Origin of the sequence: Amycolatopsis sp. lyj-23 (assembly GCF_046549135.1) — a bacterium.
Lineage (GTDB): Bacteria > Actinomycetota > Actinomycetes > Mycobacteriales > Pseudonocardiaceae > Amycolatopsis.
In genome coordinates, this window is record NZ_JAJPWN010000004.1 from 501,570 (window position 1) to 523,849 (window position 22,280).

General features: G+C 70.9%; 20 protein-coding genes. 12 read left to right on the top strand and 8 right to left on the bottom strand.

The annotated features are described in order from the left end of the window. Window positions 1-40: 40 nt before the first annotated feature. A complete protein-coding gene (locus tag ACLJPY_RS11770) occupies window positions 41-589 on the top strand; it encodes a hypothetical protein (RefSeq protein WP_410588050.1) in 549 nt (182 codons plus the stop codon). Further along, window positions 586-1,560 carry a hypothetical protein gene (locus ACLJPY_RS11775; RefSeq protein WP_410588052.1) on the top strand — a complete coding sequence of 325 codons (975 nt, stop codon included), beginning with the start codon at window positions 586-588 and terminating at the stop codon, window positions 1,558-1,560. Before ACLJPY_RS11770 ends, ACLJPY_RS11775 begins: the two co-directional genes overlap by 4 nt. Before the next feature lie 7 nt (window positions 1,561-1,567). On the opposite strand, the gene ACLJPY_RS11780 is transcribed toward ACLJPY_RS11775, so the two are convergent. The 6 genes from ACLJPY_RS11780 to ACLJPY_RS11805 all read right to left on the bottom strand — a co-directional run bounded on the left by ACLJPY_RS11780 (window position 1,568) and on the right by ACLJPY_RS11805 (window position 8,497). Beyond that, complete coding sequence (locus ACLJPY_RS11780) at window positions 1,568-2,056, bottom strand: putative immunity protein (RefSeq protein ID WP_410588054.1); 489 nt, start codon at window positions 2,054-2,056, stop codon at window positions 1,568-1,570. Between the two features lie 11 nt (window positions 2,057-2,067). Further along, window positions 2,068-3,216, bottom strand: a complete 1,149-nt coding sequence (locus tag ACLJPY_RS11785; protein WP_410588055.1) for an NAD(P)/FAD-dependent oxidoreductase — start codon at window positions 3,214-3,216, stop codon at window positions 2,068-2,070. Further along, the gene (locus ACLJPY_RS11790; RefSeq protein ID WP_410588056.1) at window positions 3,213-3,533 is read right to left on the bottom strand and encodes a bifunctional 3-phenylpropionate/cinnamic acid dioxygenase ferredoxin subunit; all 321 of its coding nucleotides are present in this window, start codon (window positions 3,531-3,533) and stop codon (window positions 3,213-3,215) included. The genes ACLJPY_RS11785 and ACLJPY_RS11790 overlap by 4 nt, the downstream gene beginning before the upstream one ends. A 184-nt stretch (window positions 3,534-3,717) precedes the next feature. Then, window positions 3,718-5,376 (bottom strand): choline dehydrogenase, encoded by a 1,659-nt coding sequence (gene betA, locus ACLJPY_RS11795; protein WP_410588058.1) that lies wholly within the window; start codon window positions 5,374-5,376, stop codon window positions 3,718-3,720. A gap of 101 nt (window positions 5,377-5,477) precedes the next feature. Continuing rightward, on the bottom strand, window positions 5,478-7,046 hold the full coding sequence (locus ACLJPY_RS11800) for an amino acid permease (RefSeq protein WP_410588060.1): 1,569 nt from the start codon (window positions 7,044-7,046) through the stop codon (window positions 5,478-5,480). Window positions 7,047-7,081: 35 nt separating this feature from the next. Beyond that, window positions 7,082-8,497: an aldehyde dehydrogenase family protein gene (locus ACLJPY_RS11805; RefSeq protein ID WP_410588062.1), complete on the bottom strand. Its 1,416-nt coding sequence runs from the start codon at window positions 8,495-8,497 to the stop codon at window positions 7,082-7,084. 90 nt (window positions 8,498-8,587) lie between these two features. Here ACLJPY_RS11805 and ACLJPY_RS11810 point away from each other — a divergent pair, with 90 nt between their 5' ends. Both ACLJPY_RS11810 and ACLJPY_RS11815 read left to right on the top strand, forming a co-directional pair. Beyond that, window positions 8,588-9,175: a TetR/AcrR family transcriptional regulator gene (locus ACLJPY_RS11810; protein ID WP_410588064.1), complete on the top strand. Its 588-nt coding sequence runs from the start codon at window positions 8,588-8,590 to the stop codon at window positions 9,173-9,175. 97 nt (window positions 9,176-9,272) lie between these two features. Beyond that, window positions 9,273-10,394 (top strand): aromatic ring-hydroxylating oxygenase subunit alpha, encoded by a 1,122-nt coding sequence (locus ACLJPY_RS11815; RefSeq protein WP_410588065.1) that lies wholly within the window; start codon window positions 9,273-9,275, stop codon window positions 10,392-10,394. Here ACLJPY_RS11815 and ACLJPY_RS11820 read toward each other — a convergent pair. After that, window positions 10,391-11,038 carry a GntR family transcriptional regulator gene (locus ACLJPY_RS11820; RefSeq protein ID WP_410588067.1) on the bottom strand — a complete coding sequence of 216 codons (648 nt, stop codon included), beginning with the start codon at window positions 11,036-11,038 and terminating at the stop codon, window positions 10,391-10,393. The genes ACLJPY_RS11815 and ACLJPY_RS11820 overlap by 4 nt on opposite strands. 57 nt (window positions 11,039-11,095) lie before the next feature. On the opposite strand from ACLJPY_RS11820, the gene ACLJPY_RS11825 reads away from it, so the two are divergent. From ACLJPY_RS11825 to ACLJPY_RS11855, 7 genes are all read left to right on the top strand, one after another. After that, window positions 11,096-12,307 (top strand): sarcosine oxidase subunit beta family protein, encoded by a 1,212-nt coding sequence (locus ACLJPY_RS11825; RefSeq protein ID WP_410588068.1) that lies wholly within the window; start codon window positions 11,096-11,098, stop codon window positions 12,305-12,307. Window positions 12,308-12,316: 9 nt separating this feature from the next. Next, the gene (locus tag ACLJPY_RS11830; protein ID WP_410588070.1) at window positions 12,317-12,595 is read left to right on the top strand and encodes a sarcosine oxidase subunit delta; all 279 of its coding nucleotides are present in this window, start codon (window positions 12,317-12,319) and stop codon (window positions 12,593-12,595) included. Further along, on the top strand, window positions 12,592-15,129 hold the full coding sequence (locus tag ACLJPY_RS11835; protein WP_410588072.1) for a 2Fe-2S iron-sulfur cluster-binding protein: 2,538 nt from the start codon (window positions 12,592-12,594) through the stop codon (window positions 15,127-15,129). Before ACLJPY_RS11830 ends, ACLJPY_RS11835 begins: the two co-directional genes overlap by 4 nt. Continuing rightward, window positions 15,119-15,589, top strand: a complete 471-nt coding sequence (locus ACLJPY_RS11840; protein WP_410588074.1) for a sarcosine oxidase subunit gamma — start codon at window positions 15,119-15,121, stop codon at window positions 15,587-15,589. Before ACLJPY_RS11835 ends, ACLJPY_RS11840 begins: the two co-directional genes overlap by 11 nt. Continuing rightward, the gene (purU, locus tag ACLJPY_RS11845) at window positions 15,586-16,428 is read left to right on the top strand and encodes a formyltetrahydrofolate deformylase (protein ID WP_410588076.1); all 843 of its coding nucleotides are present in this window, start codon (window positions 15,586-15,588) and stop codon (window positions 16,426-16,428) included. Before ACLJPY_RS11840 ends, purU begins: the two co-directional genes overlap by 4 nt. A gap of 10 nt (window positions 16,429-16,438) precedes the next feature. Then, window positions 16,439-18,865: a GcvT family protein gene (locus tag ACLJPY_RS11850; protein ID WP_410588077.1), complete on the top strand. Its 2,427-nt coding sequence runs from the start codon at window positions 16,439-16,441 to the stop codon at window positions 18,863-18,865. Window positions 18,866-18,999: 134 nt separating this feature from the next. Then, window positions 19,000-20,343, top strand: a complete 1,344-nt coding sequence (locus tag ACLJPY_RS11855; protein ID WP_410588079.1) for a S1C family serine protease — start codon at window positions 19,000-19,002, stop codon at window positions 20,341-20,343. Here the strand turns inward: ACLJPY_RS11855 and ACLJPY_RS11860 are convergent. Beyond that, window positions 20,340-20,714 (bottom strand): MarR family winged helix-turn-helix transcriptional regulator, encoded by a 375-nt coding sequence (locus ACLJPY_RS11860; RefSeq protein WP_410588080.1) that lies wholly within the window; start codon window positions 20,712-20,714, stop codon window positions 20,340-20,342. The genes ACLJPY_RS11855 and ACLJPY_RS11860 overlap by 4 nt on opposite strands. A gap of 86 nt (window positions 20,715-20,800) precedes the next feature. On the opposite strand from ACLJPY_RS11860, the gene ACLJPY_RS11865 reads away from it, so the two are divergent. Continuing rightward, window positions 20,801-22,258: an MFS transporter gene (locus ACLJPY_RS11865; protein ID WP_410588082.1), complete on the top strand. Its 1,458-nt coding sequence runs from the start codon at window positions 20,801-20,803 to the stop codon at window positions 22,256-22,258. Window positions 22,259-22,280 lie beyond the last annotated feature (22 nt).

The following is a 22,280-nucleotide window of genomic DNA, read 5'->3' on the forward strand; positions in this document are numbered from 1 at the left end:
GTTGGCCGGTGGGGACGGCGGGCGGACCTAAAGTGGTGGGGTGACGACTCCGGCCCAGCACGACCGCGACCTCGCGGAAGGGCACGTCGCCCGGCTCAAGCAGGACCTGCGGGACGGGCTCGCGACCCCGCCCGGGGACGTCGAGGCGATGGACGGGCTCGTGGCGACGGCCCACCGGCTGCTCGACGCCGAGCTGGCTTTCGACGAGGCGAAGCGGCGGCTCGCCGACGCCGAGCTCGAGTCCCGGCACGCGGCGACGCAGCGCGCGGTCGTCTGGTTCGCGGCCGCGCCCCTGCTGGTTCCGCTGGTCGCCGCGGCGCTGGTGCTCTTCGAAGTGCTTTCACCGGTGTGGCTGCTGGCGCTGGTACCGCTGTTCGGCGCGGGCCTGTGGATCGGCTTCGCCCCGGTCCGCCGGTCCGGGGCGGTCCTCCGCGCGCGGACGCGGACGGCGTGGGCGGGCAGTGCCACGGCCGTCGTGCTGGCTCTCGCGCTGGTCCCGTGGTCCGGGGCGGTGGTGTGCACGGTCCTGACGGCGCTGGGCGTCGCGGGCACGCTCGCGCTGCTGTGGCGGGAAAGCCGGATCCCGTGAGCCACGGCTACGCGACCTACGGCGACGACCCCGAGTTCTCGCAGGAGTACCTGGAGCCGGCGGATCCGACGCGACGCGACCTCGACGAGCTGTTCGCGGCCGTGGACGGGTTGCGTGAGACCGACGACCGCCTGCGCCAGGACGTCGCCGGCCTGACCGAGCGGCTGGAAACCGGCGGCGCGGCCGGGCAGCAGGACCGGATCGACCGGCTCGGCCGCCAGCTGGAGCGGCTGCAGCAGCAGGTCCGCGTCCTGGAGCGCGCGGTCCGCGTGTCCGACGGGGTCCCCCAGGCGGACCTCGACGACGTCGGCCCGGAGACGCGGGCGCTCGCGGCGCAGGCGGCCCGCTGGGACGACCTGCACAAGGAACTCGTCACGAAGGAGCAGCGCGCCCGCTACGCGGAGGAGATCGCGCACCTGGACGCGGTGCGCTCGGCGCTTTCCCGGTGTGACGCCGACCTGCTGGAGGTCGTGCGCGTTCTGGCGTCGACGGATCGCGGATCCCGGGCCCGCGGGGACGCGGAGTCGTCGTTGCGGGCGCTGTCGACCCGGCGCCGGACGCTGCTGGACGAAGAGATCCCGGCGGCTTCGGCGGCGGCGGAACAGGCCCGCCTGGCGTTGCGCGAGGCGGACGCGGTGCAGGCGCGGGTGGTCCCGCAGCTGGAGCGCGCCGAGCGGGCTTGGCACGACCTGCAGGTCCGCCTGCGGACGCGGATCACGGACGCACTGGGAGCGAACGTCCTGCTCCCGACGTGGTTCGGCAACACGCTGGGCGTGGCCCCACCGTCCGGCACGTCGGGTGACGCGTGGATCCGCACGGCGGCGTCGGTGCTCGCGTACCGGGTGACGTTCGGGATCACGGACCAGGCGTTGCCGCTGGGGCCGCCCGCTTCGGAGGCCGCGGACACGACGGAACGGCGGTGGACCTGGCGAGCGAGGCTGGAGTCCGACCTCGACGCCCTCTCGCTGTAGTGGCCGATCACCCGCGCAAGGCCGCCTCCAACCGGCGGTGCAGCTCGCCCGAGCGGGTCTTCCCCGGCTTCCCGGGCGGGAACTTCCGCAGGGTTTCGCGCACCACGGCTGGCGCCTGAGAGAGCGCCCACGAGATCTCCGCCTCCGCCGAGCCGCCCGCCAGTTCACGCGCCAACGCGGCCTGCTGGGCCGGGCCGACGATGTGCTTCACCTGGTGTGGGGAGGCCAGGGGGTGGAGGTAGGCGGCGCCCGCCGCGCCCACTGCGGCCCGGGCGGCCGCCGCGGCGGCCGGGTTCGGTGCCTCGGTGGCCGCTGCCTGGGCCGCCCAAGCCGCCGTGCGCAAGGCCTTCGTGCGTGGTGCGCCTGCCGAGAATTCCCGCGCCGCCGCGATCGCCGCCGCCGGGCGGGGGTCGTCCGGGGTCAGCGGCAGTACCCGCGCGGCGCAGTCGGCGGCCCAGCCCGTCAGCACGCGTAGCTCGTCAAGGGTCAGCTCCATGCCCCTGAAGCTTAACCTTGAACCGCCGGTTGAACCTCCGGGCGGCGCAGGGCCTGGCGGCGCAGCCGGTTGAACAGCTTCGCGTTGTTCAGCGCGACGACCCCCACCACCGAGCCGTCACGGGAGAACGTCGCCGCGAACGAGTCGGACGCGGGGGCACCCTCGACGAACGAAAGCGTGTCGTCCGGACGCGGGTGGCCGGCCAGCTGCAACGTCCCCGAATACTGGTCCGACCACACGTAACCGCTCGGCGTGTACGTCCGCGCGGTGTGTCCGGCGAGCAGGTTGGCCACCGCCACCGGCGCCTGCTCGGAGGCGTTCGTCCAGTGCTCGTGCCGTCGTCCCCCGTAGCGGGCCACGTCGCCGACCGCGACCACCTGAGGCAGCGACGTCACCAGCCCCGCGTCCGTGTGGACACCGTCGCCGACCTTCAAGCCGGACCCGGCCAGCCACTCGGTCGACGGCGTCATCCCGACGCCCGTCACCACCACGTCGGCCGGGACGAGCTCGCCCGAAGCCAGCGAGACGCCGGCCGGCGAAAGCCCGGACACCCGCACCCCGCAGCGCAGGTCCGTGCCGTGGTCGAGGTGCAGCCGGGCGCACACCGCGGCCAGCTCCGGGCCCAGCACCGGGGCCAGCGGCGCGGCCAGCGCCTCCAGGACGACCACGTCGAGACCCAGCGAGCGGCAGGTCGATGCCACCTCGGCCCCGATGAACCCGGCCCCGACGACGGCCACGCGGGCCCCCGGCACCAGCGCCGCACGCAACGCGAGAGCGTCGTCGAGGGTCCGCAGCACGAAAGCGCCCTCGAAGCCCGGCAGCGTGCGCGCCCGGCCACCGGTGGCGACGACGACGCCGTCCGCGTGCACCGAGGTGCCGTCCGAGAGCAGCACGCGCCGGTCGGCCGGCTCCAGCGCCGTCGCCCGGACGCCGAGCCGGAAGTCCAGGGCCAGCGCCGCGAGGTCACCGGCGTCGAGCAGCTCCAGCGACTCGCGCGAAGCCGTCCCGGCCAGGAAGGCCTTGGACAGCGGCGGCCGGTCGTAGGGCAGGTGCGGTTCGTCGCCGATCAGCACGATCCCGCCGTCGTACCCCTGCGCGCGCAGCTCCTGCGCGGCGCGGACCCCGGCGAGCGACGCGCCGACGACCGCGATGCGCTTCACGCGGCATCCTCGTTCGCCGTCTCCCGGACGTAGATGACGCCTTCGTCGACGACCACGGCGTACGTGCGCACCGGGTCCTTCGCCGGCAGGCCGGTCGGCCGGCCCGTGCGCAGGTCGAACCGCGCCGCGTGCAGCGGGCACTCGACGAAGCAGCCTTCGAGCCAGCCGTCGGCCAGGGAGGCGTCCTGGTGGGTGCACGTGTCGCCGATGGCGTACAGCTCGCCGTCTTCGGTGCGGAACACCGCGATGGCGGGCGGCCCGGGGAGCCGGACCGACTCGCCGACGGGCAGCTCGTCCACCGTGCACGCGCGAATCATGACGCCTCCGGAAATTTGTTGCGCATTGAGGAACACCCGCTGCGATACGCAACACAAGTCTGAGTCCCGCGAAGAACCGAGTCAAGGGGATACGCGCGGGTAATTTCGTTACCGGGCAACGAGAACGCGCACGCCGAAGCGCCCGTACCGAGGATGGCGATACGGGCGCGGGCGGCGCCGGGGGCTAGTTCTCCCCGTGGCGGTAGAACGGGGTCTTGATCGGGGCGAGCGGGGTGTTGCCGAGGATCAGGTCGGCCGCCTTCTCGGCGGTCATCATCACCGGTGCGTAGATGTTGCCGTTGGTGATGTAGGGCATCACCGACGCGTCGACCACGCGCAGGCCCTCGGTGCCGTGCACCCGCATGCTCTGCGGGTCGACGACCGCCATCTCGTCCACCCCCATCTTGGTCGTGCACGACGGGTGCAACGCGGTCTCGGCGTCCTTCGCGACCCAGTCGAGGATCTCTTCGTCGGTCTCCACGGACGGCCCCGGCGAGATCTCCCCGCCGTTGTACGGGTCCAGCGCGGGCTGGTTGAGGATCTTCCGCGCCACCCGCACCGCCTCGACCCACTCCTTCCGGTCGGTCTCGGTCGACAGGTAGTTGAACCTGATCGCCGGGTGTTCCCGCGGGTCGGTGGACTTGAGCTTCACCGAACCCCGCGTGTCGGCGTACATCGGGCCGACGTGCACCTGGTAGCCGTGCCCTTCCGTGGGGGCCGAACCGTCGTAGCGGATCGCCACCGGCAGGAAGTGGAACATCAGGTTCGGGTACTCCACCTCGTCGTTGGACCGGACGAACCCGCCGCCCTCGAAGTGGTTGGTGGCGGCCGGCCCGGACCGCAGGAACAGCCACTGCGCACCGATGTAGGGCCGCTTCCACTTCGCCAGCGACGGCTGCATCGACACGGGTTGCTTGCAGGCGTACTGGATGTACACCTCCAGGTGGTCCTGCAGGTTCTCGCCGACGCCCGGCAGGTCCTTGACGACGTCGATGCCGAGCTTCTCCAGCTCGGCGGCGTTCCCGACGCCGGACAGCTGCAGCAGCTGCGGGGTGTTGATCGCGCCGCCGCAGAGGATGATCTCCTTGCCGTACACCTCGCCCGGCACGCCGCGGCCCTGCGTGTACTCGACGCCGACCGCGCGGGTGCCGTCGAAGAGGATCTGCGACACGAACGCGTGCGTCTTCACCGTGAGGTTGGGCCGGTCCAGCACCGGGTGCAGGTACGCGCCCGCCGCCGACAGCCGCCGTCCTTTCCGGACGTTGCGGTCGAAGGCCGCGAAGCCTTCCTGCCGGTAGCCGTTGACGTCGTCGGTGCGCGGGTAGCCCGCTTCCTCGGCGGCGTCGAAGAACGCCTGGAACAACGGGTTCGACGCCGGGCCGCGCTCGAGCTCCAGCGGGCCGTCGTGGCCGCGCCACGGCCCGTCCGGCGGGTCGGCGAGGCAGTTCTCCATCCGCTTGAAGTACGGCAGGCAGTGCGCGTAGTCCCAAGTGGACATCCCGGGGTCGGCGCCCCAGCGCTCGTAGTCCATCGGGTTGCCGCGCTGGAAGATCATCCCGTTGATGCTGGAGGACCCGCCGAGCACCTTGCCGCGCGCGTGGTAGATGCGCCGCCGGTTCATGAACGGCTCGGGTTCGCTGCGGTAGCCCCAGTCGTAGAACTTCGACCCGATCGGGAAGGTCAGCGCGGCCGGCATGTGGATGAAGACGTCCCACTTGTGGTCCGACCGGCCGGCTTCCAGGACGAGGACCTGGTTCGCCGGGTCCGCGGAGAGCCGGTTCGCCAGCGCGCAGCCCGCCGAGCCACCGCCGACGATGACGAAGTCGTAGGTATCGGAACTCATGGCGCCTCCTGGAGAACCTTATTCAGCCGTCGGCCGGCGCGAGAGTCACCGCCGGCAGGTATGTCACGATCCATAGCGCCGTCCTAACCAGAATAAGGTTCTCAGCCGGGCAGGGTGTCCGGGGCGGTGTCGGGCAGGTGCTCGGGGCTCGTGTGGGACGAACCCCAGGTGCGGCGCCGGACGTAGAGCATGATCGCACCGATGATCGCGATCAGCCCGGTGACGATCACCGCGCCCCACTGGAAGTACCAGTGGTCGGAGCCGTAGACCTCGGCGCGCGGCCAGATCAGGTTGACGGTCATGGCCCCGCCGTGGAGCACCGCGACCAGGTTCACCGGCGTGCCCCAGCGGCCCAGCTTGAAGTACGGGCCGTGCTCCGGGCGCGGCCAGTGCCCGCGCAGGCGCCGCACCAGCATCGGGCCGGTGACCATCAGGTAGGGGATGTAGAACAGGATGATCGCCGTCGAGGTCAGGATGAAGAACGCCCGCTGGTTGCCCAGGTTGATCAGCAGCACCACCACGGTGAGGCCGCCGGTGAGCAGCGCGGGCAGCACCGGCACCTTGGAACGCGGCGAGACCTTCGACATCGCCCGGCTGAACGGCAGGCGGCCGTCGCGGGCCATCGCCCACGTCATCCGGATGGCGGCGGTCTGCACGGCGAGGCAGCACACGGTGATCGCGATCGCCGAGCAGATCAGGAACGCGTCGCCGAGTCCCTCGCCGAGGGTGCTCTTCAGCAGGTACGGCATGCCGGACGTGCTGAGCTCCTTGGCGCTCAGGTCGCCGACGGCCATCATGCCGAACAGCATGATCAGCCCGCCCACGACGAAGGCCGCGGTGAGGGCCCGCAGGATCGCGCGCGGCGCGTGCCGCCGCGGCTGGGTGGTCTCCTCGGCCAGCGAACCCGCGGTGTCGAAGCCGTAGAAGACGTACGCGCTCATCAGCGACGCCACGAGGAAAGCCCCGAGGTAGCCCCACGACTGGCCCTCGCCGGTGCCGGCGGTGTCGAAGACCAGGCCGGGGCCGCGCTTGATGTGGATGGCCAGCGCGATCACCAGCAGGATGCTCGCGCCCAGTTCGACGGCGACCCCGAAGTTGTTGATCTTCGCCATCAGCTTGACGCCGATGATGTTGACGATCGTGGCGAACACGACCAGCACCAGCCCCAGGATGATGGCGTTCTGCGCACCACCCGGTGTCGTCGTCTGGCCGACGTCGGCGTCGCTGCCGACGAGCTGGAACGCGGTCGACACCTGCGGCAGGATGATCTGGTAGGCGACCGCGACGGCCGCGGCGGTCACGATCGCGCCGATGATCATGATCCAGCCGGCCAGCCACGACGTCGCCGGCTTGGCGATCTGCTTGGCCCACTGGTAAACCGAGCCGGCGAGCGGGAACTGCCCGGCGAGCTCGGCGAAGCACAGCGCGACGGCGAGCTGGCCGAGGAAGACCAGCGGCCAGGTCCAGATGAACGCCGGGCCCCCCGACCCGAAGCCGAAGAAGAAGAGCTGGAACACGCCGGTGAGGATGGAGATGTAGCTGAACCCGGCGGCGAAGCTGGAGAACGACCCGAGCGAGCGCTCGAGTTCCTGGCGGTAGCCGAACTTCTCGAGTTCGGAGGAGTCGTCGGCAGCAGGCCCCCCGCCCGCCGGTATTTCCTGAGTGGTCATGGCATGCGTCCTCACGTGGTGGGGTGGGGGAGGGATCAGCCTTTGAACCAGTGCTGCGGAACGGGATCGATGTTCTGGTAGATGTGCTTGCTCTCCTGGTACTCCGCGAGCCCGGACGGCCCGAGTTCGCGGCCGATGCCGGATCTGCCGAACCCGCCCCACTCCGCCTGCGGCAGGTAGGGGTGGTAGTCGTTGATCCACACGGTGCCGTGGCGCAGGGCCCCGGCGACCCGCTGGGCGCGGGACGCGTCCGACGTCCACACGGCTCCGGCGAGCCCGTACTCGGTGTCGTTGGCCAGTGCGATTGCGTCGGCCTCTTCGCGGAAGCGTTCGACGGTGACCACCGGGCCGAAGACCTCTTCCCGGACGACCGTCATGTCCCGGGTGCAGTCGGAGAAAACGGTCGGCCGCAGGAAGAAACCGCCGTCGTACTCCGGTCCTTCGGGCCGGTTGCCGCCCGCGCGGAGCGTGGCCCCTTCCTTGAGAGCGCTTTCGATGTACCCCTCGACCTTGGCGCGGTGCTGCGCCGAGACGAGCGCGCCCGTTTCGGTGGCGGGGTCGAGCGGGTCGCCGACGCGGATGCGGTCGGCCCGCGCGGCGAGGTCCGCGACGAACCGGTCGTGGATTCCTTCTTGGACGATCAAGCGCGCGCCCGCCGAGCAGACCTGTCCGGAGTGGACGAAAGCCGCCATCAGGGCGTAGTCGAGCGCGGTCTCGTAGTCGGCGTCGTCGAAGACGACGTTCGGGTTCTTGCCGCCGAGTTCGAGGGCGACCCGGCGAACGCCCTTGGCGGCGGCCGCCATGATCTTCTCGCCGGTCGCGTAGCCGCCGGTGAAGGAGATCAGGTCCACGCTCGCGTGCTCGACCATCGCCGCGCCGACGCGGCCGTCGCCGAGGAGCAGGTTGACGACGCCGGGTGGCGTCCCGGCCTCGTCCAGGAGTTCCACCAGCTTGATCGTGGTCAGCGGGGTGACCTCGCTCGGCTTGAGCACCACGGTGTTGCCCGCGGCGAGGGCGGGCGCGACCTTCCAGGACATCTGCAGCAGCGGGTAGTTCCACGGCGCGATCAGCGCGCAGACGCCGACCGGCTCGTGCACGATCCGGCTGACGACGGTCGCGCTGCCCGCGTCGACCAGGCGTCCGGCGTCCTTGTCGGCCAGGTCGGCGTAGTAGCGGAACACGTTGGTGACGTCGTCGATGTCGATGCGGCCTTCGCCGAGCGTCTTGCCGGTGTCGAGGCTCTCCGTGCGGGCGAGTTCCTCGCGGTCGCGGACCAGCAGGTCGGCCGTCCGGCGCAGCAGTGCGCTGCGTTCGCCCGCCGTCGTCCGGCGCCACGGACCCGCGTCGAACGCCTTCCGCGCGGCTTCGACCGCGGCGTCGACCTCCTCGTGGCCCGCCTCGGCCAAGGTGGCGATGACCTGGCCGGTGGCGGGGTTGAGCACATCGAACATGCGGCCCTCCCGGAGCGGTAGTGGCTGCTTCGCGTCCAGAGTGCGTACATTTGTACGCGAAGTGTGTACAGATGTCCACAAGGAGGCTCGGTGGCGAACAGCGAACCCGGCGCGACGCGGCGCCGCGGTCCGAACGATCCCGAGCGCCGCGCGCGGATCGCCAAGGCGGCGATCGAGGTCGTGGCGCAGCGGGGGATCGACGGGGTCACCCACCGCTCGGTGGCGGCCGCGGCCGGCGTCCCGCTCGGCTCGACGACCTACCACTTCGCGACCCTGGACGACCTGCTGGAAGTGGCGCTGCACGAGGCGGCCGAGCGGAACGTCCACGCGCTGGAGGAGTGGGAGTCGGCGCTGCCGCCGGACGCCGACTTCGCCGCGGCGCTCGCCGAACTGGTGATGGGCTACATCAACGAGCAGTACCGGGACACGGTCGTCGAGTACGACCTGTACGTCGCGGCCCTGCACCGGCCGGCGCTGCGCAAGGCGAGTGCGGCCTGGGACGACGCCCTGATCGCGTTCTTCGGCTCCCGGACCGACCCGCTCACCGGGCGGCTGCTGGCCGGGTTGTTCTGCGGCCTGCTGATGCAGGCCGCCCTGGCCGACCCGCGTCCGACCCGCGAAGAGATCGAAACACTGTTCCGCCGGGCGATCGAGGGACCGTCGGCCCGAACTTGTTGACAGCCGTGCGTGGCGGCAGTCACTCTGTTCCGGAGTGTGCAACAAGACGCGTTCTGCGCAACTACTCCCGTCCTGATCCGCGGAGAGGACCACGCCGGTGACCACAACCGACCTGCCGCCGAGCCTGCTCGCCACCTTGCCCGGCAGCGCCTACACCGATCCGGCGGTCTTCGCGGCCGAGCAGGCGAAGATCTTCGAGGCGGACTGGTTCTGCGCCGTGCGCAGCGCCGACCTCGCCGGGCCCGGGGCGTTCGAGACCGTGCCGATCGGCAAGGAAAGCGTGCTGGTCTCGCGCGGCCGGGACGGCAGGCTGAGCGCGTTCCTCAACGTCTGCCGCCACCGCGGCGCCCGGCTGTGCACGGAGGGCAGCGGCACGGTCAAGCGCGCCTTCCAGTGCCCGTACCACGCCTGGACGTACGGGCTCGACGGCAAGCTGATCGCCGCCCCGAACCTCACCGGCATGCCGGACGTCGACCGCACCGAGTTCGGTCTCACGAAGCTGCACCTGCGCGAGTGGCTCGGGTACGCCTGGGTCTGCCTGGCCGACGAGCCGCCGTCGTTCGAAGAAACCGTGGTCGGCGCGGTCACCGAACGGCTCGGCGGCCCGTCCGAGATCGACGCCTACGGCATCGACGGCCTGGCGCTGGGCAAGCGCATCGAGTACGACGTGCAGGCCAACTGGAAGCAGATCATCGAGAACTTCATGGAGTGCTACCACTGCGCGACGATCCACCCGGAGCTCACCGAGGTGCTCCCGGAGTTCGCCGGCGGCTACGCCGCGCAGTACTACGTCGGCCACGGCGCCGAGTTCGGCGGTGACATCAAGGGCTTCACCGTCGACGGCAGCGAAGGCGTCGACCGCCTGCCCGGCGTCACCGAGGCCCAGGACCGGAAGTACTACGCGATCACCATCAAACCGGGTGTCTTCGTCAACCTCGTCCCGGACCACGTGATCCTGCACCGGATGTTCCCGCTGGCCCCGGACCGCACGCTGGTGCGCTGCGACTGGCTCTACCTGCCCGAAGTCGTCGAATCCGGGCGCGACCTGAGCCGCTCGGTGGAGCTGTTCCACCGCGTCAACCTGCAGGACTTCGAAGCCTGCGAACGCTGCCAGCTGGCGATGGACTCGCGCTCGTACGCGCGGGGCGGGGTGCTGGTGCCGAGCGAGCACCACATCGGCGCGTTCCACGACTGGGTCCGCGCTCGCCTGGCGGTCTAGATCAAGGCCCGGATGGCGGCCTCGAACCCGGTGACGTGCGCCTGCGTCAACGCGGCCGCCTTTTCGGCGTCACCTTCGATGATCGCGGTGAGGAGCGGGACGTGCTCGTGGACGTGGCCGGCCATCCCGGACAGCCGGGGCACGAACACGCACCAGATCCGGGTGGCCAGGTTGTCGTACTGCACCAGCGTGTCCTCGAGGAACGGGTTGTGCACGCACCGGTACACCGCCCGGTGGAGGGCGAGGTCGGTGCGCAGCAGGTCGGCGTTGTCGCCGCCGGTGACGTCGGCGTCGAGCTGCGCGCGCAGCTCGGTCAGCGTGATCCGGTCGGCGTCCGTGGCCCGGGAGGCCGCGGCGGCCGTCGCCATCGGTTCGAGGGTCCGCCGGACCTCGGAGATGTGCGCGAGGTCGGAGATGTTGACGTCGGTGGCGAACGTCCCGCGCCGCGGGTAGGCGACGACCAGCCGCTCGGACTCCAGGCGTTTCAGCGCCTCGCGGATCGGGGTCCGGCCCATGCCGAGCGCGGCGCCGAGCTCCTCCTCGTTGAGGGGCGACCCCGGCGGGATGTCCAGCATGACCAGCCGATCGCGGATGTACCCGTACGCCTGTTCGGCCAGGGACGGGGGATTGACCTGCGGATGCATGGCACTTAGCCTACATCGACGATTGATATATCAGAAGTCGACCACGGAAGGTTCGCGATGACCGACCTGCCGGAGCACCCGGACTTCCTCTGGGACAACCCCGAGCCCCGCAAGAGTTACGACGTCGTCGTCGTGGGCGGCGGCGGGCACGGCCTGGCCACCGCGTACTACCTGGCCAAACAGGGCATCACGAACGTCGCCGTGCTGGAGAAGGGCTGGCTCGCCGGCGGGAACATGGCCCGCAACACGACGATCATCCGCTCGAACTACCTCTGGGACGAGAGTTCCGGCATCTACGAACACTCCCTCAAGCTGTGGGAAGGCCTGGAGGACGACCTCGGCTACCCGATCCTGTTCAGCCAGCGCGGGGTGCTGAACCTCGCGCACAGCCTGCAGGACGTCCGCGACAGCGTCCGCCGCGTCGAGGCCAACAAGCTCAACGGCATCGACGCCGAGTGGGTCGACGCCGATCGCGTCCAGGAGATCTGCCCGATCGTCAACACCTCGCCGGACGTCCGCTACCCGGTGCTCGGCGCGACCTTCCAGCCGCGCGCGGGCATCGCCAAGCACGACTACGTGGCCTGGGGTTTCGCCCGCGCCGCGCACCGGCTGGGCGTCGACCTCATCCAGAACTGCGAGGTCACGGGCATCACGACCGCCGGTGGCCGGGTCAGCGGCGTCGAGACGTCGAGGGGCCGGATCGCCGCGGGCAAGGTCGCGTTGTGCGCGGCCGGGCACACCTCGGTGCTGGCTCGCATGGTCGGCCTCGACCTGCCGCTGACGTCGCACCCGCTGCAGGCGCTGGTGTCCGAGCTCCTCGAGCCGATCCACCCCACGGTCGTCATGTCGAACGCCGTGCACGTCTACGTGTCCCAGGCACACAAGGGCGAACTCGTGATGGGCGCCGGTATCGACTCCTACAACGGCTACGGCCAGCGCGGCTCGTTCCACATCATCGAGCAGCAGATGGCCGCCGCGCTGGAGCTGTTCCCGGTGTTCGCGCGGGCGCACCTGCTGCGGACCTGGGCCGGCATCGTCGACGTCAGCCCGGACGCCTCGCCGATCATCGGCCTGACGCCGGTGGAGAACCTGTTCCTCAACTGCGGCTGGGGCACCGGCGGCTTCAAGGCCACTCCCGGCGTCGGCGACGTCTTCGCCGCGACCATCGCGCGCGGCAAGCCGCACGAGTACGCCGAACCCTTCGCCCTCGACCGGTTCACCACCGGTGCCCTCGTCGACGAGCACGGCGCCGCCGCCGTCGCGCATTAGGAGCTTCCGATGCAACTGATTCCCTGCCCGTGGTGCGGGCCGCGTGAGGAAGCCGAGTTCCACTACGGCGGCCAGGCGCACATCGCCTACCCGCCGGACCCGTCGGCGCTGTCGGACGAAGAGTGGGCGAAGTTCGTCTTCTTCCGCGACAACCCGAGCGGGCCGCATCCCGAGCGCTGGAGCCACTCCGCGGGCTGCCGCCGGTGGTTCAACGCCGTCCGCGACACGCGCACCCACGACCTCCTCGCGGTCTACCGCCTCGACGAGCCGCGGCCGGTGCTCTCATGACCCGGCTCTCCGGCGTCCCGCTCAAGTTCACCTTCGACGGCCGCGAGCTGACCGGCTACCTCGGCGACACCCTGGCTTCGGCGTTGCTGGCCAACGGCATCCACCAGGTCGCGACCAGCATCAAGTACGGCCGCCCGCGCGGGATCGTCGGTGCCGGCGTCGAGGACCCGAACGCCTTGGTGCAGATCGAAAAGCCGTTCCCGGAGCCGATGCTGTCCGCGACCACCGTCGAGCTGTACGACGGTCTGGTGGCGCGCGGTCTGCGTGGCCGGGGCCGGCTCGCCACCGAACCGGACCCGGCGCGGTACGACGCGAAGCACGTCCACTGCGACGTCCTGGTCATCGGCGCCGGGCCCGCCGGACGGGCGGCCGCGGCCGCCGCTTCCGGCCGGGTCCTGCTCGTGGACGACCAGCCCGACGGCGAAGCTCCGGATGGTGTCCGGTTCCTCTCGCGGACCACGGCGTTCGGCATCTACGACGACGGGTTCGTGCTCGCCCTGGAACGCCGCGGGGAACCCGTAGCGCCCGAACGGATTTCGCGGCAGCGGGTCTGGCGGATCCGGGCGAAGCGGATCGTCATCGCGACCGGCGCCCACGAACGGCCGATCGTCTTCCCGGACAACGACCGCCCCGGCATCATGCTCGCTTCGGCTGCGCGCACATATCTGAACCGGTACGGCGTCCTGGCCGGGCGGAGCGTGGTCGTGTTCACCACCAACGACTCCGCGTACGACGCCGCCGACGACCTGGCCGGAGCCGGGGCCGAGATCGTGCGGATCGTCGACGCCCGCGAGGGGTACGGCGTCATCGGCACCGACGGTGACACCCACGTCACGGCCGCCCACGTGGCGAAACTGGGCGAGCTGCAGGGCGAGCGGGTGCCCTGCGACCTGCTGCTCGTGTCCGGCGGCTGGAACCCGGCCGTGCACCTCTACAGCCAGGCGCGCGGCACTCTCCGGTACGCGCCGGAACTCGGTGCCTACGTCCCGGATGGCTCGCTCGCGAACGTGGGTGTCGTGGGCGCCGCCGCGGGTGAAGGACTGCCGGAGACGAAGGTGCTCTGGCAGGTGCCCGCGCCGGAGTCCGAAGCAGACGCGCGGTTCGTGGACCTGCAGCGGGACGCCACTGTGTCGGACATCCTGCGCGCCACCGGCGCCGGACTGACCTCGCTGGAGCACGTCAAGCGGTTCACGACCATCGGTACCGCGCACGACCAGGGCAAGACGTCCGGCATGCTGGCCGCCGGCATCACGGCCGAGGCCCTCGGCGTCGACCTCGCCGACCGGCGGCCGACGACGTTCCGGCCGCCGTACACACCGGTCTCCTTCGCCGCGCTGGCCGGGCGGAACCGCGGCGAGCTGCACGATCCCGTGCGCGTCACCACGCTCCACCCGTGGCACGTCGAGCACGGCGCCGAGTTCGAGAACGTCGGCCAGTGGAAGCGGCCGTGGTACTACCCGCGGCCGGGCGAGTCGATGGCGGACGCCGTCCGGCGCGAGTGCCGCGCGGCCCGCAACGACGTCGCGTGCATGGACGGGTCCACTTTGGGCAAGATCGACGTGCAGGGCCCGGACGCCGGCTGGTTCCTCGACATGCTCTACACGAACCTGATGAGCACGCTCAAGGTCGGCCGGATCCGCTACGGCGTGATGTGCGGGGTCGACGGCATGGTGCTCGACGACGGCACGGTGATCCGCGTCGGCGAGGAGCGGTTCCTGGTCACCACGACGACCGGGAACGCGGCGAAGATCCTCGAGTGGATGGAGGAGTGGCTCCAGACGGAGTGGCCGCACCTGCGGGTGTTCGCAACGTCGGTGACCGAGCACTGGGCCACGATCCCGCTGGTCGGGCCGCGGTCGCGTGAGGTGCTCGGCCGCTTGGCACCGGACCTCGACGTCTCGAACGAGGCCTTCGGGTTCATGACCTGGCAGGACGCCGACGTCGCCGGGTTCGCCGCCCGGGTTTGCCGGATCAGCTTTTCCGGCGAGCTGGCGTACGAGATCAACGTCCCGTCGTGGCACGGACCCGCGCTCTGGCAGTCCATAGTGGACCAAGGTGTGACGCCGTACGGTACCGAGACCATGCACGTCCTGCGCGCGGAGAAGGGCTACCCGATCATCGGTCAGGACACCGACGGCACGGTCACCCCGCAGGACCTCGGCATGTCCTGGGCGGTGTCGAAGAAGAAGGCCGACTTCATCGGCAAGCGCTCCTTCGCCCGCGTCGAGAACAACCGGCCCGACCGCAAGCAACTCGTCGGCCTGCTGCCGGTAGATCCGGCGGTGCTGCTGCCCGAAGGTGCGCAGATCATCGAATCGGACGTCCTGCCGGAGCCACCGGTGCGGATGCTCGGGCACGTCACCTCCAGCTACGACAGCGCGGCCCTCGGCCGGACGTTCGCCCTCGCCCTGGTGCGCTCGGGCCGCGAGCGGATCGGCGAGACGCTCTACGTCCCGGTCGGCACCGAGGTGGTGCCGGTGACCGTGACCGGATCCGTGCTCTTCGACGAGGAAGGAGCCCGCCGTGACGGTTGACGCGGTCCACGAACCGTTCCGCACCCAGCTCACCGTCCGCCACCGCGAGGGCGGCACGCTCCTCGGCGTCCCCCTGCCCGGCCCGTGCACCTTCACCAGCGGCGACGGCATCGACGTCCTGTGGATGGGTCCCGACGAATACCTCGTCCTCGCCGGACCCGGCCGCCAAGCGGAGCTGGAAGGGGCACTTTCACGTCAAAGTGCCCTCGCCGTGGTGGACGTGTCGGCGCAGCGGAACGTCTTCCGGCTGACCGGGGCGGACGCGGCCGACGTGCTGGCGCACGGGTGCTCGATCGACCTGGAAGCGGCGCCGCCGGGTACCTGCGTGCAGACGTTGCTGGCCCGCACCGGGATCGTGCTCATGGTCCGGGAAGAGGGCTTCACGGTCCTCGTGCGACAGTCCTTCACGGACTACTTCCGGGATTGGCTGGCCGACGCGAGCCTGGAGTATGTGTCGTGACCTTCACCCTGACCCTGAAGTGCCCCGAACGCTCGGGGATCGTGCACGCCGTCACGACGTTCCTCGTCGGGCGCGGCTGCGACATCGTCGAGCACCAGCAGTTCGACGACGACGTCCGCGGATCGCTGTTCCTGCGTACGTCGTTCACCTGCGCCGAACCGGCCACAGTGGACGACCTGACCCGCGCGTTCGCCCCGGTGGCCGGGGACTTCGGCATGGAGTTCGGGTTCTCCGACGGCACCCCGCCGCGGATACTGGTGATGGTGTCGAAGTTCGGGCACTGCCTCAACGACCTGCTGTTCCGCTGGCGCGCGGGCGGCCTCGGCGCCGAGGTCGCGGTGGTCGTGTCCAACCACGAGGACCTCCGGCCGATGGCCGAAGCCGCCGGCGTCCCGTTCGTGCACGTCCCGGTCACGCCGGAGACGAAGCCGGAGGCCGAACAGCGGCTCCTGGACCTGGTCGGGGAGTACGAAGTGGACTTGATCGTGCTCGCCCGGTACATGCAGGTGCTGTCGAACGAGCTGTGCCAGAAGCTTGAAGGCCGTGCGATCAACATCCACCACTCGTTCCTGCCCGGCTTCAAGGGCGCCAAGCCCTACCACCAGGCCTACGACCGCGGCGTCAAGTACGTCGGCGCGACCGCGCACTACGTCACGCCCGACCTCGACGAGGGTCCGATCATCGAGCAGGAGGTGCAGCGCGTCGACCACACGTACTCGCCGCGCGAGCTGGTGACCGTCGGCCGCGACGCCGAGGCGCTCGCCCTCTCCCGCGCGGTCCGCTGGCACTGCGAACGCCGCGTCCTGCTCAACGGCAACAGCACCGTCGTATTCCGTTAGGAGTTCCGCCATGAGTGCACCGAAGGTCGTGATCATCGGCGCCGGCATCGTCGGCGCGAACCTCGCCGACGAGCTGACCGCCCGCGGCTGGACCGACGTCACCGTGCTCGACCGGGGCCCGCTGCCGCGCACCGGCGGGTCCACCTCGCACGCGCCCGGCCTGGTGTTCCAGACCAACGCGGCCAAGGCGATGACGGACTTCGCGCGCTACACGGTCGAAAAGCTGCTGAGCCTGGACTGCTTCCTGCAGGTCGGCGGCATGGAGGTCGCGACCACCCCGGCGCGCTGGGAGGACCTCAAGCGCAAGCACGGCTGGGCGACGTCGTGGGGGGTGCCGGGTTCGCTCATCGACGCCGACGAGTGCGTCCGCCGGTGGCCGCTCCTGGACGGCTCGCGGATCTTCGGCGCGCTGCACGTCCCGACCGACGGGCTCGCACGGGCCGCCAAGGCCGTCGAGGTGCTGGCTTCCCGGGCGACTGCACTCGGGGCCCGGTTCATCGGGTCCACGCGGGTCACCGACGTGCTGCAGGAACGCGGGCGCGTCACCGGCGTCCGGACCGACCAGGGCGACTTCCCGGCCGACGTCGTCGTGTCGTGCGCCGGGTTCTGGGGCCGCGAAATCGGCGCGATGGCGGGTATGGACGTCCCGCTGCTGCCGCTGGCCCACCAGTACGCGAAGACCGGCCAGGTCGCGGAACTGGTCGGCCGCAACACCGAAACCGTCGAGGCGAGCCTGCCCATCCTGCGCCACCAGGACCAGGACCTGTACTTCCGCGAGCACGTCGACCGGCTCGGCATCGGCTCCTACGCCCACCGACCGATGCCGGTCGAAGAGTCCACGTTGGACCCGGCGGTGACCGAGACGGCCATGCCGTCGATGCTGCCCTTCACCGAGGACGACTTCACGCCGTCGTGGGAAGAGAGCAAGCTGCTGCTGCCCGCGCTGGGCGGGACCAAGGTCGAGGAGGGCTTCAACGGCATCTTCTCCTTCACGCCGGACGGGCAGTCGCTGGTCGGCGAGTCGGCCGACGTCCGCGGGTTCTGGCTGGCCGAGGCGATCTGGGTGACGCACTCCGCGGGCATCGCCAAGGCCGTCGCCGAGCTGCTCGTCGACGGGCACTCCCAAGTGGACACCCACGACATCGACGTCCACCGGTTCGAGGAGGTGCAGCTCGCACCGTCCTACGTGCACGAGACGGCTCAGCAGAACTTCGTCGAGGTCTACGACATCCTGCACCCGCTCCAGCCCAAGCTGTCCCCGCGCGACTTGCGGGTGACGCCGTTCCACGCGCGCCAGCGCGAGCTGGGCGCGGTGTTCCTGGAGGCGGGCGGCTGGGAGCGGCCGCACTGGTTCGAAGCCAACGCGCCGCTGCTCGAGAAGCTGCCGCAGGACGCGCTCCCGCCGGCGCGGGACGCGTGGTCGGCGCAGTTCCACTCGCCGATCGCGGCCGCCGAGGCGTGGCACACGCGCAACGGCGTCGCGCTGTACGACATGACACCGTTGAAGCGCGTGGAGATCAGCGGTCCGGGGTCGCTGGAGTTCCTCCAGTCGCTGACGACCAACCAGCTCGACAAGTCGGTCGGGTCGGTGACGTACACGCTGATGCTCGACAACGCGGGCGGCATCCGCAGCGACGTCACGGTGGCGCGGCTCGAACCGGAGCTGTTCCAGGTGGGGATCAACGGCAACATCGACGTCGACCACTTCGTCAAGCACGCACCTGTAGGGGTGCGGGTCCGGGATACCACCGGCGGAACCTGCTGCGTCGGCGTGTGGGGGCCGCTGGCGCGGGAGCTCGTGCAGCCGCTGTCGCGCGAGGACTTCTCGCACACCGGGCTCAAGTACTTCCGGGCGCGGCGGGCGCGGATCGCCGGGGTGCCGGTGGTCGCGATGCGACTGTCCTATGTGGGCGAACTCGGCTGGGAGGTCTACACGAGCGCAGACAACGGCCTGCGGCTGTGGGACGCGCTGTGGGCGGCCGGGCAGCCGCTCGGCGTCATCGCGGCCGGGCGGGCCGCGTTCAACAGCCTGCGGCTGGAGAAGGGCTACCGGCTGTGGGGCACCGACATGACCACCGAACACGACCCGTACGAAGCCGGGGTCGACTTCGCGGTGCGGCCGGCGAAGGGCGATTTCCTGGGCCGGGACGCGCTCGAGGGCCGGACGCCGGCCCGGCGGTTGCGGTGCCTGACCGTCGACGACGGCCGCACGGTCGTGCTGGGCAAGGAACCGGTGTTCGTCGACGGCGTGGCCGCGGGCTACGTCACGAGTGCGGCGTACGGGTACACCGTCGGGCGCCCGATCGCCTACGCGTGGCTCCCGGCGTCGGCGGACGTCGGCCGCAGCATGGAGATCGAGTACTTCGGCCGCCGGGTCGCGGCCACCGTGGCCGCCGAGCCGCTGGTCGACCCCGGCATGGAGCGGATCCGGCGGTAACGCCGGTCACGTCGGGTCACCTCCGGCTCTCGAACGGGTAATCCACAGCAAGTCCATGGAAGCACGCCAGGAAATTCTCAGGATCGAGGCGTTTCCTGGAGGGGCCGGAGGCTTGCCGAGAGCTGGAGCTGTGCATGAGCGAGTACGACCGAGGACCGCAGGGGAGCGGCGAGTACCCGTACGGCTACGGCCAGGGCGGGTACCCGCCGGAGTACTACGGCCGGAACGGCTATCCGCAGGACCACGGCTACCAGCCCCGTGACCAGTGGGGACGTCCGTACCCGCCGCAGTACACCCAGCCGTCGGGCTTCTACGGCCAGGAGGGGCAGCCGTACGGCTACCACGGTTATCCGCCGCCGGTGCCACCGCCGCCGCGGCGGCACCCGCTGCGGGCGCTGACCGTCGCCGTCGTCGCGATCGCGCTGGCCGTGGTCGCCGGGCTCGGGATCGGGCACCTGATCTCCGGGGTGGGCGCGCCCACCGCGGGCGGCAACCAGAACTTCGGCTTCTCGGGGCAGCCCAGCGCGGCGAAGACGGTGCTCGACGTCGACGCCGTGTCGGCCAAGGTCAACCCGGCGATCGTGAACGTCAACACCGAGCTCGGCCTGCAGGGCGCGGCCGCGGCGGGCACCGGCATCGTGCTCACCCCCGACGGCGAGGTGCTGACCAACAACCACGTCGTCGCGGGCGCGACCAGCATCAAGGTGACGAGCATCGGCACCGGCGACACCTACCAGGCGGACGTGCTCGGCTACGACCGCACCGAGGACGTGGCCGTCATCCAGCTCCGGGGCGCGTCCGGGCTGCCGACGGCGGCCATCGGCGACTCGTCCGCGGTCAAGGTGGGCGACCAGATCCTCGGCCTGGGCAACGCGGGCGGCAAGGGCGGCGACCCGGTGCCCGCACCGGGCACGGTGGCGGCGCTGGACCAGTCGATCACCGCGTCGGACGAGTCCAGCGGGTCGTCCGAGCAGCTCACCGGCCTGATCCAGGTCCGCGCGAACATCGAATCGGGCGACTCCGGCGGCCCGCTGGTGAATGCGGACGCCCAGGTCATCGGCGTCGACACCGCGGCGTCGACGGGCTACCAGCTGAACGGCCGCCGCAGCGGCGGCGCGGGCCAGGGCTTCGCCATCCCGATCAACCAGGCGGTCGCCATCGCCCACAAGATCGTCGCCGGCCAGGCGTCCGACAAGATCCACATCGGCAAGACGGCGTTCATCGGCGTCTCGGTGTCGGACGGCCAGGGCGGGGCCCGGGTCCGCGAGGTGGTCCAGCGCGGCCCGGCCCAGAAGGCCGGCCTGACGGCGGGCGACGTGATCACGGCGATCGACGGCGAGCCGACCGGTTCGGCGACGGCGTTGACGAACGTGATGGACACCCACCACCCGGGGGACCAGCTGACGTTGACGGTCGCTGGTGCCGACGGTGGTCAGCAGCAGGTCCAGGTCAAGGCGATCGAGGGGCCGACCGGCTAGCGGAGGGTTTCCGCCAGTACTTCGCGGTGCGTCTGCTTCGCCGCGAGGTACTTCTCCCGGCCGGCGTCGGTGATCGTGACGAAGATGCCGCGGCGGTCCACCTCGCACAGCGCGCGCTCGACCAGGCCGTCCTTCTCCAGGCGGGCGACCAGGCGGGAGGTCGCGCTCTGGCTGAGGTGGATCGTGCTGATCAGGTCGGCCGAACGGCACTTGAAGTCGCAGGTGGCGAGGCGCTCGAGGGCCTCGAACTCGTTCGCGCCGATGCCGTGGCGCTCCTGCAGGCGGCACTCGAGCGTGCTGAACACGGCCGAGTAGCGGGCCAGCAGGTCGTGCCACTCCTGGACCAGTTCCTTCTCGGCGACGTCGCTCACGGCGACCAATCTAGCATGCGCACACATCAGATGCAAATGCATTTAATGCTTGGACATTAGATGCGTGTGCATGTAATGTCGCCGCCATGAGTTCTTCCGTGTCCCTGTCCACCACCTCGACCCGGTGGGACGCACGTCTCTGGGGTGTCCTGCTCACCGTCTCGATCGTCATCGGCCTCGACGCGCTCGACGTGTCGATGGTCGGGGTCGCGCTCCCGGCCATCCAGGCCGACCTCGGCCTGTCCACCAACGCGCTGCAATGGGTCGTCAGCGGTTACGTGCTCGGCTACGGCGGGCTGCTGCTGCTCGGCGGCCGCACCGCCGACCTGCTCGGCCGCCGCCGCGTGTTCCTCGTCGCCGTCGCGATCTTCGCGCTCGCCTCGCTGCTCGGCGGGCTCGTCGACGACGGCGCGCTGCTCATCGCGAGCCGCTTCATCAAGGGCCTGGCCGCCGCGTTCACGGCGCCGGCCGCGCTGTCCATCATCACCACGACGTTCCAGGAAGGCCCGGCCCGCAACAAGGCGATCAGCATCTTCGCCGTGTTCGGCGCCAGCGGCTACTCCGCCGGCCTGGTGTTCTCCGGCCTGCTGACCGAGGTCGGCTGGCGCTGGACGTTCCTGCTGCCCGCCCCGATCGCGCTGGTGGCGCTGGTCGCGGCGTGGAAGCTGATCCCGGCGTACCGCGCCGAAACCGGCCGCGGCTACGACTTCCCGGGCGCGATCACCGGCGCTGCCGGCTCGCTGCTGCTGGTGTTCGGCGTGGTCGAGGCGCCGGGAGTCGGCTGGGCGGCCCCGCGCACGCTGATCACGTTCGCCGTCGCGCTGGCGCTGCTGGTGACGTTCGTGCTCATCGAAAAGCGCAGCCGCCACCCGTTGCTGCGGCTGGGCATCCTGCGCTCGGGCCCGCTGGCCAGGGCCAACCTCGGCGGCGCGCTGTTCTTCGGCGCGTACATCGGCTTCCAGTTCGTCGTGATGCTGTACCTGCAGCGGGTCCTGGGCTGGTCGGCCCTGCAGACGGCGCTGGGCTTCCTGCCGGCGGCGCTCATCGTGGCGTTCGGCTCCCCGCGCATCGAGCCGCTGATCGACCGGGTGGGCACACCCCGCACGATCTTCGCGGGCGTGGTCGCGCACGTCATCGGCTACGCGCTGTTCCTGCGCATCGACGAGCACTCGGGCTACGCGGGCAGCGTCCTGCCCAGCATGATCCTGCTCGGCATCGGCTTCACGCTGGCGTTCTCCTCGCTCAACATCCAGGCCACGGCGGGCATCTCCGACGACGAGCAGGGCCTGGCCGGCGGTCTGCTGAACACGTCACTGCAGGTGGGCGGCGCCATCGGCCTGGCGGTGGTGACGGCGGTCCTGACCGCCAACGGCGGCCGCGAAGCTTCATCGGCGGCGTTGCTGACCGGGCTGACGCCGGCGTTGACCGTGGTCACCGCGATCGCGGTGCTGGGCCTGGTGGTCGCGTTCAGCGGCCTGGTGGCCCGCAAGCGACCGGCCGAGGAGCCGGTCGTGGAAGACGACCTGCTGGCCCTCGCGGACTGACCGGGAAAGGCGGGAGGACCAC